Annotated in this window: 24 protein-coding genes and 3 pseudogenes; 10 read left to right on the forward strand and 17 right to left on the reverse strand. The window is 36.9% G+C overall.

All coding sequences use genetic code 11. The features are described from left to right. The first annotated feature begins 100 nt into the window (after positions 1-100). Both LNM86_RS05480 and LNM86_RS05485 read left to right on the forward strand, forming a co-directional pair. A complete protein-coding gene (locus LNM86_RS05480) occupies positions 101-364 on the forward strand; it encodes a type II toxin-antitoxin system RelB/DinJ family antitoxin (RefSeq protein WP_241438752.1) in 264 nt (87 codons plus the stop codon). Further along, on the forward strand, positions 351-632 hold the full coding sequence (locus tag LNM86_RS05485) for a type II toxin-antitoxin system YafQ family toxin (RefSeq protein WP_241438928.1): 282 nt from the start codon (positions 351-353) through the stop codon (positions 630-632). Before LNM86_RS05480 ends, LNM86_RS05485 begins: the two co-directional genes overlap by 14 nt. Before the next feature lie 51 nt (positions 633-683). Here the strand turns inward: LNM86_RS05485 and LNM86_RS05490 are convergent, their stop codons facing one another. The 6 genes from LNM86_RS05490 to LNM86_RS05515 form a co-directional block, all read right to left on the reverse strand. Next, a complete protein-coding gene (locus LNM86_RS05490) occupies positions 684-962 on the reverse strand; it encodes a hypothetical protein (protein ID WP_241438753.1) in 279 nt (92 codons plus the stop codon). Continuing rightward, entirely contained in the window at positions 959-1,690 is a 732-nt protein-coding gene (locus LNM86_RS05495) for an antA/AntB antirepressor family protein (RefSeq protein WP_241438754.1), read from the reverse strand. The genes LNM86_RS05490 and LNM86_RS05495 overlap by 4 nt, the downstream gene beginning before the upstream one ends. A 563-nt stretch (positions 1,691-2,253) precedes the next feature. Continuing rightward, positions 2,254-2,532, reverse strand: coding sequence for a hypothetical protein (locus LNM86_RS05500; protein ID WP_241438755.1), 279 nt, complete (start codon positions 2,530-2,532; stop codon positions 2,254-2,256). Beyond that, complete coding sequence (locus tag LNM86_RS05505; RefSeq protein ID WP_241438756.1) at positions 2,529-3,272, reverse strand: antA/AntB antirepressor family protein; 744 nt, start codon at positions 3,270-3,272, stop codon at positions 2,529-2,531. Before LNM86_RS05505 ends, LNM86_RS05500 begins: the two co-directional genes overlap by 4 nt. Positions 3,273-3,594: 322 nt before the next feature. After that, positions 3,595-4,137, reverse strand: coding sequence for a hypothetical protein (locus LNM86_RS05510; RefSeq protein ID WP_241438929.1), 543 nt, complete (start codon positions 4,135-4,137; stop codon positions 3,595-3,597). A 42-nt stretch (positions 4,138-4,179) separates the two neighbouring features. Continuing rightward, positions 4,180-4,500 carry a hypothetical protein gene (locus LNM86_RS05515; RefSeq protein WP_241438930.1) on the reverse strand — a complete coding sequence of 107 codons (321 nt, stop codon included), beginning with the start codon at positions 4,498-4,500 and terminating at the stop codon, positions 4,180-4,182. A 349-nt stretch (positions 4,501-4,849) separates the two neighbouring features. Here LNM86_RS05515 and LNM86_RS05520 point away from each other — a divergent pair, with 349 nt between their 5' ends. Continuing rightward, a complete protein-coding gene (locus LNM86_RS05520; RefSeq protein WP_241438030.1) occupies positions 4,850-5,032 on the forward strand; it encodes a type II toxin-antitoxin system HicA family toxin in 183 nt (60 codons plus the stop codon). A gap of 20 nt (positions 5,033-5,052) precedes the next feature. Continuing rightward, complete coding sequence (locus tag LNM86_RS05525; protein WP_241438031.1) at positions 5,053-5,475, forward strand: type II toxin-antitoxin system HicB family antitoxin; 423 nt, start codon at positions 5,053-5,055, stop codon at positions 5,473-5,475. A gap of 3 nt (positions 5,476-5,478) precedes the next feature. On the opposite strand, the gene LNM86_RS05530 is transcribed toward LNM86_RS05525, so the two are convergent. The 8 genes from LNM86_RS05530 to LNM86_RS05565 form a co-directional block, all read right to left on the reverse strand. Further along, positions 5,479-6,021: a hypothetical protein gene (locus LNM86_RS05530; protein WP_241438032.1), complete on the reverse strand. Its 543-nt coding sequence runs from the start codon at positions 6,019-6,021 to the stop codon at positions 5,479-5,481. A gap of 9 nt (positions 6,022-6,030) precedes the next feature. Then, entirely contained in the window at positions 6,031-6,483 is a 453-nt protein-coding gene (ssb, locus tag LNM86_RS05535) for a single-stranded DNA-binding protein (protein WP_241438033.1), read from the reverse strand. Positions 6,484-6,706: 223 nt separating this feature from the next. After that, on the reverse strand, positions 6,707-6,973 hold the full coding sequence (locus tag LNM86_RS05540; protein WP_241438034.1) for a hypothetical protein: 267 nt from the start codon (positions 6,971-6,973) through the stop codon (positions 6,707-6,709). A gap of 204 nt (positions 6,974-7,177) precedes the next feature. Beyond that, entirely contained in the window at positions 7,178-7,693 is a 516-nt protein-coding gene (locus LNM86_RS05545; RefSeq protein ID WP_241438757.1) for a hypothetical protein, read from the reverse strand. After that, on the reverse strand, positions 7,680-8,024 hold the full coding sequence (locus LNM86_RS05550) for a hypothetical protein (RefSeq protein ID WP_241438758.1): 345 nt from the start codon (positions 8,022-8,024) through the stop codon (positions 7,680-7,682). Before LNM86_RS05550 ends, LNM86_RS05545 begins: the two co-directional genes overlap by 14 nt. A 111-nt stretch (positions 8,025-8,135) precedes the next feature. After that, positions 8,136-8,642 (reverse strand): hypothetical protein, encoded by a 507-nt coding sequence (locus tag LNM86_RS05555; RefSeq protein WP_241438759.1) that lies wholly within the window; start codon positions 8,640-8,642, stop codon positions 8,136-8,138. Further along, positions 8,557-9,735 (reverse strand): YdaU family protein, encoded by a 1,179-nt coding sequence (locus LNM86_RS05560; protein WP_241438760.1) that lies wholly within the window; start codon positions 9,733-9,735, stop codon positions 8,557-8,559. Before LNM86_RS05560 ends, LNM86_RS05555 begins: the two co-directional genes overlap by 86 nt. Beyond that, positions 9,728-10,204 (reverse strand): crossover junction endodeoxyribonuclease RuvC, encoded by a 477-nt coding sequence (locus LNM86_RS05565; protein WP_241438761.1) that lies wholly within the window; start codon positions 10,202-10,204, stop codon positions 9,728-9,730. The genes LNM86_RS05560 and LNM86_RS05565 overlap by 8 nt, the downstream gene beginning before the upstream one ends. A gap of 129 nt (positions 10,205-10,333) precedes the next feature. Between LNM86_RS05565 and LNM86_RS05570 the strand changes: the two genes are divergently transcribed. Continuing rightward, complete coding sequence (locus LNM86_RS05570; RefSeq protein ID WP_241438762.1) at positions 10,334-11,110, forward strand: hypothetical protein; 777 nt, start codon at positions 10,334-10,336, stop codon at positions 11,108-11,110. Between the two features lie 19 nt (positions 11,111-11,129). Here LNM86_RS05570 and LNM86_RS05575 read toward each other — a convergent pair whose 3' ends face one another. Together LNM86_RS05575 and LNM86_RS05580 are read right to left on the reverse strand one after the other, a co-directional pair. After that, positions 11,130-11,546 (reverse strand): hypothetical protein, encoded by a 417-nt coding sequence (locus LNM86_RS05575; protein WP_241438763.1) that lies wholly within the window; start codon positions 11,544-11,546, stop codon positions 11,130-11,132. Between the two features lie 17 nt (positions 11,547-11,563). Then, on the reverse strand, positions 11,564-11,938 hold the full coding sequence (locus LNM86_RS05580; RefSeq protein WP_241438764.1) for a hypothetical protein: 375 nt from the start codon (positions 11,936-11,938) through the stop codon (positions 11,564-11,566). Between the two features lie 83 nt (positions 11,939-12,021). On the opposite strand from LNM86_RS05580, the gene LNM86_RS05585 reads away from it, so the two are divergent. The 4 genes and pseudogenes from LNM86_RS05585 to LNM86_RS05600 all read left to right on the forward strand — a co-directional run. Further along, complete coding sequence (locus LNM86_RS05585) at positions 12,022-12,639, forward strand: S24 family peptidase (RefSeq protein WP_241438931.1); 618 nt, start codon at positions 12,022-12,024, stop codon at positions 12,637-12,639. Between the two features lie 215 nt (positions 12,640-12,854). Continuing rightward, positions 12,855-13,226 (forward strand): hypothetical protein, encoded by a 372-nt coding sequence (locus LNM86_RS05590; protein WP_241438765.1) that lies wholly within the window; start codon positions 12,855-12,857, stop codon positions 13,224-13,226. 70 nt (positions 13,227-13,296) lie between these two features. Further along, positions 13,297-14,025, forward strand: a complete 729-nt coding sequence (locus tag LNM86_RS05595) for a Rha family transcriptional regulator (RefSeq protein WP_241438766.1) — start codon at positions 13,297-13,299, stop codon at positions 14,023-14,025. Between the two features lie 357 nt (positions 14,026-14,382). Beyond that, positions 14,383-14,721 (forward strand): annotated as a pseudogene (locus tag LNM86_RS05600) (antA/AntB antirepressor family protein); the annotation flags it as partial. Here LNM86_RS05600 and LNM86_RS05605 read toward each other — a convergent pair. Beyond that, positions 14,719-14,964 (reverse strand): annotated as a pseudogene (locus LNM86_RS05605) (Arm DNA-binding domain-containing protein); the annotation flags it as partial. The pseudogenes LNM86_RS05600 and LNM86_RS05605 sit on opposite strands and share 3 nt — an antisense overlap. A 176-nt stretch (positions 14,965-15,140) precedes the next feature. Here LNM86_RS05605 and LNM86_RS05610 point away from each other — a divergent pair. Further along, a pseudogene (locus LNM86_RS05610) lies at positions 15,141-15,335 on the forward strand (phage antirepressor Ant); the annotation flags it as partial. Between the last annotated feature and the right edge of the window lie 72 nt (positions 15,336-15,407).

Here is a 15,407-nt window from a genome sequence, read left to right on the forward strand (position 1 = left end):
AAGAAGTAAGACGGCGTATCAGGAAAACCAAATATTTTGTGGTTGAAATTAAACTTCAATTGTATTACATTGCAATACAGTTAAGAGAGGAGAAATCATCATGGCTACCAGTCGCATGGTGCAAGCGCGTGTACCAGAAGAGATCCAAAATGTCGCTAATCAAGTTATTCAAGCCTCTGGTTTATCGGTGAGTGATGTTGTGAGAGTGTTGATGACGCGTATTGCGCAAGATAAAGCTATTCCGTCCTTTTTATTTCAACCCAATGCAGAGACCATAGCGGCTTTTACTGAATTAGACGAAGGCAACTTAAAAAAGTTTAATTCTGTAGACGAATTATTTGATGATTTATATGCGGACGATTGAACGTACCACTATCTTTAAACGTGATTTTAAGCGTGAAATGAGAGGGCGATATCGGCATCTTTTAGAGACTGACTTGCGCCAAATTATTGCAGCATTAGCAAATGATCAACCTTTAGAACCTCGACATCATGATCATGCATTAACTGGAAATTGGAAAGATTATCGAGATTGCCATATTCGACCTGATTTGGTTTTGATTTATCGATTAATTGGTCAAGATAGACTTATTTTGGTGCGTCTTGGTTCTCATTCACAGCTTAATCTGTAGGTGTAATTAACATCCTCCCCACTTTTGAAGTGGGAAGGGATATGTTTTTACTTAAGCAACCTTTTTAATAGGTTTTTCCCAATTCGGCTGGTAAGCTTTTAAAAAAGGATCTATCGCTGCGGGAAACTCTGAAGCTCCAAAGTCTGTAAGAACTGCTAAAATCTTTGTAATATTGGGCACTTCATCTTGAAGTTTCAAAATCAAAGCGTTTTCTACTATGCCCATAACCTCAACAAGTGCTTTACAGTCCTTATCTCCAATGCCTTGATGGTTAGAAAATTGAGATAGTACCATCCACAAATCGCATAAAAAATTGGTATCTACCTTCATTGCACACCTCCAAAGATTTGTTCTCTCAAGCAAGCCAATCCTCTGGATGTGATTTTTGTTGAAGGGAGCACCTTTTCTGTACCATCCGGTCTTTGAATTGTGATAGCAGGGCAATCCATGAGACCTTTTTTGATTTTATCCTGATAGGGTAACAAAGGAGCACTCGGAGCCCGTCGATAGACCCAATCATGTTTACGCAAGTAATCGGTTAGATCTTTTGGTCGTATTTCTAACATTTTTGCAGATTCAATCAAACCAAACAGACCATCAGAGCGTTTTAAACCATCAAGTGCTTTGGCTTTGGGTTCTAACTCTGCAATTATGATGTCTTTACGTTCATTTTCGTTTTTTAGATGTGTTAAGACACCTAACATCACTTGAGGACTTGAGTAGTCAATCTGTGGTGTTGTTACCTGCTTTGCAAGTTTTTCACACTCAATAAAGTACTCTCTTGCTTGGTGCCCTTTTTCATTACGCTCAATCATGGCAAGGTGTTTAGCCATATCTAACGTGAGAGCATAATCTTTAGAAGGACGTCCACCTGAACTTTCGCTCAAAAAAGAGCAAAAGTCATATCCTTCCTTAAATTTACAATCTTGAATGCGTCTGATAATCCAATCTTTAAAACTGGTTTTCACTTCCAAAAATGCATGTAGCTCACGTGCGTTGACTGTTTGAACAGTTTCCTGATCAATAACCCGTTCTTTAATTTCTATAAGAGTGTTCATGTGAACTCCTTATCGTTAGATGTTTTTCATTGACACTCTAAAGAGAGTGCCGGGCGCTGAAAAACACGGCGATAAGTCCGTCGTTACACTTTTCCCAAAAAGGTATTGTATAGTGTAACCACACCCGACAAAATCACTATATGCTACAAAGCATGTGATGAGTCAAAGTTTTTAAATTTCGGCGGGAAGAGATTATTTCGGTAATCTATCCGCTTATCGTTCGGTGTTTTTCAGGCACCTGATTCGAAAATATATATTACAGAAATAATGTCAAGTATCTTTCAATAATTTTTGTCTTTAAATAATCATATATTGTACAGTACACATATTGAAATCGTTATTTATCAATGCGTTATGTGTACAATGTACAGTCAATTTGAAAAGTTCTAACGCTAGCGATAGTTCGCGCTGTCCTGCCCCGCAACACTCCCAACCCGCTGGAAAGTACCTTTTGCATTGATTTTATTGTATTTTTTCTGGAATAGAAGAGACATGATTGGTAGTTTTCTTTTAATCAACATCCTCCCCACTTTTGAGAACGGGGAGGGGAGTCTTGTTTTCACTTAAGCAACTTTTTTAATGGGGTTGTCCAAATCTGGTTCGTAAGCTTTCAATAAAGGCTCCATAATTGGAGGAGGTTTTAAAGTCCCAAAATTTGTAATCATTGCCAAAATCCTGAGTGCATTTGGTGATTCATCTTGAAGTTTTAAAATCAAAGCTTTTTCTATTGCATCCATGGTTTCAATGAGAGCATTAAAAGCCTTATCTTCAACATCATCACGATCAGAAAACTGAAACAACGCCATCCACAAATCGCATAAAAAATCGATACTGGTATTCATTGCACACCTCCATGGATTTGTTCTCTCAAGCAAGCCAATCCTCTGGATGTGATTTTTGTTGAAGGGAGCACCTTTTCTGTACCATCCGGTCTTTGAATAGTGATAGCAGGGCAATCCATAAGACCTTTCTTGATCTTGTCCTGATAGGGTAACAAAGGAGCACCCGGAGCCCTTCGATAGACCCAATCATGTTTACGTAAGTAATCGGTTAAGTCCTTTGGTCGTATTTCTAACATTTTTGCAGATTCAATCAAACCAAACAGACCATCAGAGCGTTTTAAACCATCAAGTGCCTTTGCCTTGGGTTCTAACTCTGCAATTATGATGTCTTTACGTTCATTTTCGTTTTTTAGATGTGTTAAGACACCTAGCATCACTTGTGGACTTGAATAATCAACCTGTGGTGTGACTACCTGCTTTGCAAGTTTTTCACATTCGATAAAGTACAAACGAGCTTCTCTACCTTTCTTATTGTTCTCAAGCATAGAAAGTTCTTTTGCTACACTTAAGGTGAGATAATAGTCTTTACGATTATGACCACCTCTGCCTTTGCTCCCCAAAATCGGGGAGCAAACAAAGTCTTGATTTTCTAATAAATTATATTTGTTGATACGGTCAGTAATCCAAGTAGAGAAATCTTTTCCTATTTCCAAAAAAACATGTAACTCACGAGCATTCACCGTCTGAACGGTATCTCCATCAATAGTGGTTTGATTTATATTAATTAAATATTGTGCCATGATTTGGCTCCTGTGTAATTAAAAGTTTTTGATTCAACATCTCGTAAGAGTGCCGGGTGCTCAAAAACACGGTACACAGTCCGTCGTTATGCTTTTCCCATAAAGGGTATTGTATAGCATAACCACACCCGACAATGCATTATATGCGTGTAACATATAATGAGTCAAAGCTTTTAATTGGCGGAAAAAGATTGTTTCGGCAATCTACCCGCTGTGTATTTAAGGCGTTTCTGAGGCACCTGATTCGACAATAGACATATTGGTGCCATCTTGTCAAGAAAGAAAAATATAGTATGGCATGCATAGGCGTAGCTTAAGAACATTATTTCTTTTTCTTGTTAGCAGCATATTTTTGACGGTCAAGTTGTCTCTGTATATTGGCAATTAATCTCTCATTGGCATATTGTGTAATAGTATTTGCAATTTCTGGCTTGGACATTACCCCAGCAATTGAGGGTCCTTCTTGTTTTGCAATGGGGAATTGATCACCATCGGCTCTTTGAAAAACATTATTGCCCATTTTTAATTCAACACGCTTTGGAAAACTCCCACCTCGAATAAAAGCATGAGGTAAGATTTCTTTTTTGCCAAATATTGTGTAGGTCACACCATGTTTTGTTTCTCTTGCTTTAAAAAATTTAAGAGGTATCGGTGTTCCAGAGCCAATGATATCTGTCTCGAGAAGCTGTGCTGTAGCCTTGCCTTTAATATAAACACCTTTCTTGATACGCTTTGATTTTGCTGATGTAAGTTCAGAAACTTTCTTTTCGGCAAAACGCTCCACTTGTTTTGCTGCGGTATTTACAGCGTTACGCAAAGCCCAATTCAGGCGTGGTGCTTGAAGATTTGTAAAGGTATCTTTCATTTGTTGAAGATACCATTTTTGGTGGATAATTAATTTCAACTTCTAAGCCTTTTTTGGAGTAGATGTTGCTGTCTTAGAAACTTTAGATGTTTTGGTTTGTTTGGGTGTGGTTTCCTCTACCACTGCTTCAGTTGATGTTTGGACATTTTCATTTTTTTCTTTCTCAACCTTTTCACTTGTCTTATCAGGCTTTGCATTTGTTTTGCTTTCAACAAAAGGTTTTGCAGCATTGGCACGCTTGAGACGAGCATAGAGTTGATTTGAAACCTCAACAAAAGGGGTATTTTGTGTAGAAGGTTCAAAACGAACGGTGCTTTTATTGTCGCCAACGACACAGATTGGTTTAGTGATGACAGCTTTCATTATTGCTCCTTTTGAGGAATGATTTAATGACATCATGCGTCAAATATTGATGTTTACACTGTGAAAAATGGACAAGCCAGAATTACCAAGAAAACCGAGCTCTTTAGCCCTGTTTCAGGTCTATATTTTACTAAATTTTTAGGGAACATTTTTGAATTTTAGACGCAATACGACTAGTGCAGTATTGTCATTAAATAGGATTTTTTACACGATGTCAACAGAAAAAATCATCATCTAGTATTTTTTTATTTTTTTGATCAAAATCTGGTGTTTTTAGAAAGCGTTATTTATTTTCCTTAAATACAACATTTGTGTTGTGTTAAAACATTTTAGATGTTATATTATTATAATGAACAGTCAAGAATTGAAAAGATATCTTACAAAGCATGGTTGTAGTTTTACTGCAGGGAAGGGTGGACATTTGCTTGTAAAGCGCGGTTCTAAAAAGTCTGTTTTACCTATGCATGGTACACGTAAAGAATTAGGAACAGGATTAGTTCAGAAGATTCTTAAAGATCTTGGTCTAAAATAAGCTTGAATATGGAGGTGCAAATGAAATATGCAATAAAATTTATCAAAGATGACAATGATACTCTTCTTGTCATCTCTAAAGATTTTCAGGAATTTATTACCTACGGTAACGACGAAAAAGAAGCTTTAGAACAGGCTAAAAATGCCCTTTTAACAGTTATTATGGGGCGTTTCCAAGATCGTGAAGTTGTTCCTTTGGGAGCGTATGATGCTATCTATCCTTTTGTTGAAGTCTCTTCATTAGTGACTTTAAAAATTGCAATACATAACGCTATGATTGAAAAAAACTTACGTAAAGCTGATCTTGTACGTCTTTTAGAACTTCACCCAATACAAATTGATCGATTGTTGGATTTAAATCACGCAACAAAGTTAGACGCTTTAGAATCCACTCTTCTTACTCTTGGAAAAGAAGTTACCATTCATATTCAAGATGCCGCTTGACAACTACCGGTTTTGCACAAAATGTTTGTGAAGTGCATCAAGTACAATACAGAGTGAATTAACAAGATGCGGTAGCATTTGATCTTCTATAACAAGATATTGTAATGCGGCATAAAAATTGTGTTGGCGATATAGATATTGTGCTTCTTTTATTGCCTCTTGCATATTTAAAAACCGCTCTGTAGTAAGTTTTACCCATTTTTCTCTTGCACCATCATCAGAAGTTGTAGGCATTTCATCATAAACAGCATTAGGTAACGCTTTTGCACAGAGGTAATTGTTTTTCACTTCAAGATATTTTTGTGCAGCCTCATACTGATCTTGAGTAAGTTGACCTTGTAAATAAAGCCGCCCGATATAGGTACCAGCAAGTGGATTTTTGGCATCTTCTATGGACAAACCAAAGCGTTTAGCACGCATTTCTATTGCCAATTGATCAACAGGTTCACGCGGTGTTTTTGCTCTTGAGATGCGTCCATTTGGTTCTCTTACACATCCCTTAATTCGGGGACGCCCACGTTTTGCTCGTTTCTTTTTCTTTGTCATATTTTTCAATCAGAATGGAATAGCATCATTGACAGGTTTTCCATAATCAGCAGCTCCTGAAGTAGCAGCATAACTTTGAGCAGTGACCGGTAAAGGGGTAGGGGATGCAGGTTGGTCTTTCTTTGCATCAAGTAAATACAATTCACCTTTGAATTGTGGCAAGACAATCTCTGTTGCAAGATGTTCACCACCATTTCTATCTTTCCATTTGCGGGTTTGTAATTTACCTTCTACATAGACCTTTGAACCTTTATTGAGATATTGAAGAGCAATTTTTGCCAGATGTGGATTAAAAACCACAACAGAATGCCATTCCGTTTTGTCGACTCTTTTATTGGTTGCCTTATCAGTATAGCTCTCAGAAGTAGCCATACGAAAATTGACCACCTCAGTACCATTATTCATTGTTTTGCTTTCGGGATCAGCCCCCAAATGCCCAATTAAGATCACTTTATTCAGCATGTTTTTTTACCTTAAATTTGCACCTTTTTTATACATATAAAATTTTAACATGATTTGTATATTTTTTTTCAATCAATTCAAAAGGATATTATTGTTTTTTAACATATTAAATTATGTTTTATAGCACTCTTTAAAATAAAGATCGATTGATACAGGTGCATGGTGTATAGTATCAAGTTCTAAGAGTTAATATCTACTCTGTCCTAAACCCCACTTAGCTTCTCTAGTTTTTAAGCTTTTCAAAAGACAAAACTTCTATATAGGTTTTGTAGTTCTTATGGTAACCAAAATATCGCATACCATCGTTTGTTTTAGTTAAATCCAAAAACCTGCAAGATCTTCTCATACTTTCAGTTAAATCGCAGACAATATAGCAAAATCCAGGAACATTTTGAGATGGTGGTATTGGACATCCATCCACTGTGAAAGCCTCACCTTTACGAACTTTTTCTAAATAATCAAAAACATGCGTAACTGGGCTTTTATCCATTGGGTCTATTTCATTTTCTGTTGGTTGTTCGATATTTACGATTATAATGGATTCAATCAGTTTTTATAAAACCATTATTTTTTTTCAGATGGACCTCAAGCATATCAAGGAGAAACTTAGTATCTCCATCAGATTGAGGTGTTAATTTGTTCACTGAAGTCTCCTGTATAGATAACGAAAACTCTATCAAAATCGGAAATTTTACTATGGCTTTTTAATGGAGCACTGTAGTGTGTAAATAGATATATTTATCAAACTGCGTGTACGCAAAATAAGAAAGAATACACAAACTAAAAGAGAATACCAAAGAGCAATATCTGAGTACCAAAGTACACTATCCAATGAAAAAGAAAAATTATGTTCCACGTACTGAGAAATGACGGGCAAAGAAACCGTTTCTTTATAACTATTTGGAAAAAGTAAAACGACAAGTGCTAAAGTTATGAGCTTTAAGAGCCTATGCATATATTGTTGTAAATCACGTGTTAATCTCTGCCAACCTGTTGTATTGCCGCATCTATATTTTGGATTATTTTGCAATTCATAAGGAATATGAGAATTGCATAAAATTGCAAAAACAATTGTTACTATTACCAAAGAAACAGACGCGAATGTCAAAATAGTCTGAATAAAGTCAATATTTTTTCTTATTCCTAAAAAACATAAAAATATAAAACTTATAACGCCCAACAAGGCTCTTAGCTGCTTATCTGTAAACATATTCATTTCCTGTGTTTTTTGATAATTTTTTGATCTCTCTGTTAATTTCATCTATGAGGGGTTCAAGGTTGAGAACGCTTTTAGGCACAGCACCACCATATAGCCATGCTTTCACTTGCGCTTTGGTACTGTAATCTGCGTTTTCTGGTATTTCATGATATTGACCACCATCAAATTCCTCATATTCTCTTGCACCATCTTCATATTCATAAAGGTTATAAAAATACTCTGTAACCCCTAATCCCCATGGGGCATGCCCTCTTGCTGTTGCAACAAATTTTTTTTGCGGTTGTTTACGCTTTGTTAAAAACAAATCTTTGAAAATTTTCATGTTTTTAGTCCATAATTTTACCAATTGGTCTATTTGCCCCAAAATTGACTGTAGGGTCTCTTTTTGTTGATTTAAACGCATATCAAATTGCAAAATGATCAGCATTTTTCACTATTTTGCTGTCTTATCTTTAGTGCCCTTTAAAGCTTCACTCAGCTCTGCTTCAAGCTTTTCTACACACTCTGGTGTTAAAGGCGGCTCTTTTCTTTTGTCCTCTATCTCAGGTCTTTGAAGGTACCTAAGTATTTGATCAATATTTATGCGTATACCGTTTTCAACCTCTTCACAGTAACGATAAAAATCTGCTGTTGATGGCATAAAAGTTGCGTTTAAACCTTCTGCTTTGCCTTTCAAAGCGTTCTTTGTTGCCGTTTGCAATGCCCAGCTGCTTATTCCGTCAAGGGTATAAAAATACGCAAGTGCTGTTGCCTTTTCATCGCATTCCAATGATCTTTTGAGGCCATTCGACAACACAAGATACGTTGTTTGGATTTCCTCTTCCGTTGCTTTTCTCTCAAGCTTTTTTAACGCATCATTGGCTAATGAAGTAATTATCTCCGCTTCTGCAATCGAGGGTTTTTGTCCCTGTAACCAAAGGAATGGTAGTTCTTTCGTCATTCTCGAATAAAAACTTGTACGCACTGTCTGAATTTTTGATATCGGACATGTAGCGTGCAATTCGATAAGTTTGGCTGCGTTGTTGTCTTGTGTTTTCAAGGATTGGTTTTCCATAATTACCACCTATTTGATTAATTTTATGATCTTTTGAGTTTCTAATCCAATTGCGCCATGTTGCTTGCCAATCAACCTTGGTTGCATCCTTGCCTGTCTTGGCTTTCCAATAATCTCTAAACTTTGCGATTTCGATTTTCACGCGCTCTGGAGGCAAGCCCTCTGCAATTGCGAAATCGTAATCCGGTTCAAAATCGTCTGGTAATCGACAACCACGATTGGTTTGAGAGCGCTTGGCTTTTTTTGGAATGTTTTCTTGCTCGTGAATGGGAGGTTTATCCTCTGCCACCGTTTCGATTGCATCTGCTCGCTTTTCGCAATCATGATCTTCTGAAGGCTCGTCAACCTGTTCGTTTGTTTCTAAATCTTCAAAATCAATTTCTTTTTTTGCTAACACGATAGTGTTAGTTTTTTTATTATAACTGTTAATGTTAGTGTTATTGTTTATGTTATATATATAGGCATCATCAAGCATATCATAAGCATCATGCTTAGCATCCTTAAGTATACTTTTAGCATCATGCTTAACAACTTTAGCATCATTTTTAGCATAATTTTCAGTATTTTCAGGGGCTTTAGCATGATCACAAGCATCATTTTTATGTTTTTCCCATCTTGCTATTGCTGCTTTTTGTGCTCTCTCTGATAATCTCTTTGATCGAGATGTTTTTGATACCTTATCTAAATTCCCATTAGAATTGTTGAATTCTTCTTCAACATCTAAATTCCATAAGCGACCATCTTCCAGACGTATGATATGCCCCATACTTAATAAAACGTCTAAAGCTTTCACAAATGTTTTTACTGAATAACCAGTGTAATGGGCTAAAACTTTAAGATTGTTTACAAGGGGCTCTCCAGTGTGCAACATTTGCAACCGCAGGCGCATATAAACATTACCTTCAATTGAAGGTAAACAAGCGAGATTAATTACCCACTTGTCTGCAAACAGCCTCGTCCACGGTAATTTACTAGACATGCGCATCCCCTTCTTTCATTAAATATAAAATTGCTAAAGCATCCGCTTCATTATCATCCTTAGGCTCGTGTCCCTTTGCACACATCGCCTTAATTATCTCTTCTTTTGAGGCATTCCCCTTCCCCGTCGTTTCCTTCTTTATGGTGCCAACAGGGATGCCTTCATAAGGTATCTGATGATGTTCACACCATTTTGCTAAGGTTGCTAACAAACCACCGTAGACATGCGCCGCATCAGTACCAACATGACGGCGCACCTCTTCAAAATACACGGCATCAATACTACCCGCTGTTACTTTCATTTCTGTAAGCCATTGCTTAAAGCGCAAATAACGCATCCCACCGCCTTCAAAACGGCGTGATTGAAAATTGACCGTTCCACTAAAGATGTGACCATCCACACCACGTATCGCCCAGCCTGTTTTGGTACCTAGATCAAGGCAAAGAATGGTTGGTGCGTTAGTGATCATAATCCCCCCTTAAGGCTGTTGTGTATTTATACGTGCGCTATGACAGAGTGCGTTGCGATTGGCTGTCTTGAAAAAATGTTTGTAAAAAAGTAACCTCTCAACGATTCGAAAAAAGTGGGGAGGGGAAAGATGCAAGAATGGATAAAGATATTTCTTACAGGTTTTCTGTCATTTGCCGGATCACTTTTAGTAGCGCTTATTTTAAGAAATAAAGACCGTAAAGAAGCGGCTAAGATCCGCAAAGATGATTTAGAAAAAGCTGCAAAAAAACGAGAAGAAGATAGAGAATGGATAACCAAGCAATTTGCAGAAAGCCAAGAACAGACGATAGCCCTTAAAGAGCAAGCAAAATCGACAAAAGATCTTGCCAAATGGTCAGAAGAACATATTAAAATTTTGTTAGATAATAAAAGAGTAGAGGATTTAGGAACGCCACCTTCCATATATATAACTGGACCCCATTTGCCAACAATGGGCAAGTGGACGCTTCTTTGTTTAAAGATAAAAAACAGTGCACAAACTACCATCCACGTTTTAAATATAAAGCTAAAAGATGGTTCTCGCTTTATTCTTGGATATGGCATCAGATATAAACGTGGAGAAAAATGGCGGCAAATGCAATCACCATATGTTAATTCTAATGCCAAACCAAAGTCACACACAATATCATCCGGATACTGTGATAAAGCAAAGAATTTTCGAACGGGACAAGAAGTCGATGTTAATATTCCTATAGATCCCTCAGAAGATAAGTACACAACAATAGGGATTGTTGTGGCAGCGCGTGAAGAAAATATAAAAGACCAAGTTACTTTAATCATTACCCACACATCCCCACTGCAACCAGAAACAACAATGACTGTAACTACACAAACCAACCTCATAGACTTTAAAAAATTGGATTAATTCACTTAGGCAAACATTTTTATGCATCATCTATTAATTCGATTTCTTCTTTTCTTTTTTCGATGAGGTCATCCCTTAAGATATCAAGCTTATTTTTGACTGAGACCATAAACAAGATCAGCCCATTTAAGCGATAAAAAGATGACAACTCTTGAGAAAAATAATTATCAAACCAATCCGTAAAAGCTTGCGTAAACACAGATGAAAACCATTGATCAAAGTCATCGTACGGCAATAACGGAAAATAATTTCTATCATCACGCACAAAAATACTACACAGCGTACAAACAAGAGAACTTTTTGATGAGGGATCTATGCTTGTTTCATGTGTACTATGAGGCGAGCGGACACTACAATATATGTCTTTCTGTCCAATCTTATTAACAAGATCAATCAACTGGACTTTGCTTATAGTGATATGTGGTTCATCTATCATCTCTTAATCTTTCTTCTTTAAGAGTGTGAATGGTGCTGTTGGTGTTTGTTATTATCTATGGAAGAAACAATATAAGAAGATGTTCCTGTTTGTGATTTGTTTTGTGCACTAACTTTCTCCACTAAATGAAGCGTATCTTTTTTTTGTTTTGTCATTGGACGAATAACCATATGAGATTTACTTCCATAATTGTGAAGGAACCACTCTAGTGTAACCCAAGATAAACCTTTAGTTTTGGACAACTGAATAATTATGTTCCAATATTTTGGAGAAATACTATTGCGGTCACGCATTTTACGTGCAGCCTCATAGCTACAACCAATTTCCTTTGCAAATTGGCGTATAGACCCCCAAGATTCAATCAAACTTTTGACACAAAAATTATTAACCATGACAATAACAGTACATTACGTACAATTTAAAATCAAGATAAAATCGTACACAATGAATTAAAAAAATAGTGGATAATGTACAGATGACTTATTTGCCAAAAGATAGACTTAAAATAGCACGCAAGAATGCTGGGTATGCAACACCAAGTGAAGCTGCACGTGCTATACCAGCTTTGAATCAAAATACCCTAATTAGTCACGAAAATGGAAATCGTGGCATCTCACGCCAAATAGCAGAGCTATATGGACAAGTATTTAATGTAGATCCGGGATGGATTTTGTATGGCGAGTCTCCTCAAGAAAATCCTAGCCTCAATATAAGTATTCCTCTCATTTCATGGATTAGTGCCGGAGAGTTAAGCGAGCAGGATGGAATAATGGATTTTTCAGATTATCCTATGACAGAGGCTGTTAATCTTCCCGCCGGTGAATGGATTGCTTTACGTGTAGATGGCGCATCTATGAATAAAATTAGCCCTCCAGATTCTATAATATTTGTAAATATGCGAGATAAAAAACTTGTTCCTAACGCCTGTTATGTAATAGCAGATGAATCTGGTCAAGCGACATATAAAAGATACAGGCCTAATGATAATCCTCCTTTTCAGCCCGCTTCATACGATAAGACTATAAAAGCCCCAAAACTTGAAGGTGCTATCTCTATAATAGGTCGTGTACGACGCACTATTCTTGATATGTAAACGCAGATACCGTCAGCAAGTTCTGATGAGTTTGATTGATTTCTAATAATAAACTTCAGATTTTTGATTCCCTAAATTATGTAGTGATTCGTAATTTTTTATTTTTTTGAAAAAAATAGTACATTATGTACTTGACAATGTTTAGTGCATATTGTACTAATATATCCATAAACCAAACACAAGAGATTGCCAAGAGGCATCAGGGAGGGGAAATTATGGATAAGCCAATTCTTATTAATTCCAATGAAATTTTATTAGTTATCTGTGATGATGAACACATTGGGCATTCGGGTCCACTTGATGAAAGCCAAGTTTTAGAAATGATTGACGAGGCAGATGATGCCATAAAAATCTTTCGCATAAATCCTTCTGAAAACAGTTGTGAAGATATTTCTGAAGATATCGCAGAATCCTATCTTATAGAACGTGAAGAACAGTGCTTTTACGGAATAATACCTCATGACTTTATTCTACATAGCACAGCATACGGGGTGTTTTTAGACGATATCGAACAGCGTGAATATGAAGATAAAATGTACGGTACTTATGAAGAGCAACACCGTTTGCGTCTTTGTGACGTGATTTAAATTTCTAAGGGCGTTTTTAAAAACGCCTCCTTTTCTTTCTTTCAAATATTATCACAAATGGAATACAGGCATGCATAATCTTGTCACAACAGCAGAAAGTACTTTTAAGAACGAAGCTATTCAAACCATGTCGAGTCGTGAAATTGCAGAATTGTGTAGTAAACAGCATGCACATATTATGCGTGATATTCGACAAATGTTAGGAGAATTGTACCCTGAAGGGGGTCAATCCAAATTTGGATCGACCTATTTAGACACACAAGGTAGACCTCAAAATTGTTATAATCTTCCCAAGCGCGAATGTTTAATCCTCGTCTCAGGTTACAGCACAGCATTACGAGCAAAGATCATAGATCGTTGGCAACAATTAGAACAGCAAGTAATGGCACCGCAAATCGATTACTCTAGTCCACAAGTCATGTTAGGGGTTTTAAATTATCTCAAAAATGAGAATGAACAAAAAGACAATATGATTGCAGAATTAAAACCAAAGGCAATGGCTCTTGAAAGTTTACAGCGCCATGAGGGTCTTTTCGGTCTTACTGAAGTTGCTAAAATACTCGAAATGCAACCAAAACAGTTCATTCTCTTCTTACAGCAAAAGGGTTGGGTCTATCGACGCATGGCAAATGGGCATCTGTTGCCTTATCAAGACAAAATCCAAAAAGGTCTGATGGATTGTCCTACCATCACTATTCAAACGTCTGGCGGAATAAATAAAGTCATTCCTTCAGCAAAAATCACAACAAAAGGCATTGGTGTGCTTTCTCAAGAACTTAAAAGACAAAGCATGCATTAAGGGGTGACCATCATGGAAAAGAAATATAAGCGGTTTGATAAAATAAACCTAATTTATTTACGTGGGTTTGCTAATTTTTTATTTGACAAGATAATGTCATTATGTCTATTGTCGAATCAGGTGCCTCAAAAACACCTTAAGCAAACAGCGGATAGATTGCCGAAACAATCTTTCTTCCGCACATTAAAGACTTTGACTCATTCTATGCTACACGCATATAATGATCCCGTCGGGTGTGGTTATGCTATACAATACCCTTTATGGGGAAAGCATAACGACGGACTGTTTGCCGTGTTTTTGAGCACCCGGCACTCTTTTAGAGTGTCAATCAAAAACGTCTAACAAACAGGAGTTCACATGAACACTTTAATTAAAATATCAGAAAAAGTTATTGATCAGGAAACAGTTCAAACGGTTGATGCACGTGAATTGTACACGTTTTTAGAAGTCAACTCTAAATTTGCAGACTGGATTGTACGTCGTATTAATGAATATGGATTTTTGGAAAATCAAGATTTTGGTTTTACGTTTCTCAAAAATGAGAAACGTAAAAATGTTATAAGTAAAGAATACCACCTTACCTTAGACATGGCGAAAGAACTTTCTATGGTTGAGAGAAATGAGAAAGGCAGGCAAGCTCGTCGTTACTTTATTGAGTGTGAAAAGAAACTAAGAAACCAAGCTGTTGATTATAATGGGGTCACGACCATCACGAATAACAAAACGCCATTGGGTTGCCAATTCACGGGCTTGTTTTAAAGAGACATCTCTTAAAGCACCCAAGCCCATCTCACGACGCCGCCCGTGAATGGTATATCGATAAATCCATTGAGCACCCCCATCTTTACGCTTATGAAGTACCAAGCCGGCACCATCATTATATTTGCCAGCCCCCAATGTTGCGACAGCCCTTGCATTAAGACGATTCATTAAAGGCATTTTTACTCCTTTCTAAATGTTTTCTATCCACACGTTAATCCCACTTTTGATGTGCAAAGGGATGGTTTTTATTGATTCAAGATAAGCAGGTTTGAAATGAGAGAATCTTACAATATTCGGGAGTCTCATTCAACATGCAAAACGATAAATTATCTTTATAAATCAACGTGTTATCTAATAATGATACACGCTTTGATTTACCAAGCCATTGGGAGGGTATGAATGCTGGTGAAAAAGTTTTGTATTTTTTAGGCCCAATTCATATGCGCCTTATTGATGCTTTTAGAGTAGACGAAGAAAACAGGCAATACAAAGCTTTAATTAAAGAAGCTAAACAGGTGTTAGCAAGATCTATCGTGAAAGCTGCTTAGTTTATAATGTCATCTCCTCGTTTTTAAAGGCGGGGAGGTGGTCAATATCACACAGCCTTCTAACAACAACCC

The organism is Bartonella machadoae, from assembly GCF_022559585.1.
GTDB lineage: Bacteria > Pseudomonadota > Alphaproteobacteria > Rhizobiales > Rhizobiaceae > Bartonella > Bartonella machadoae.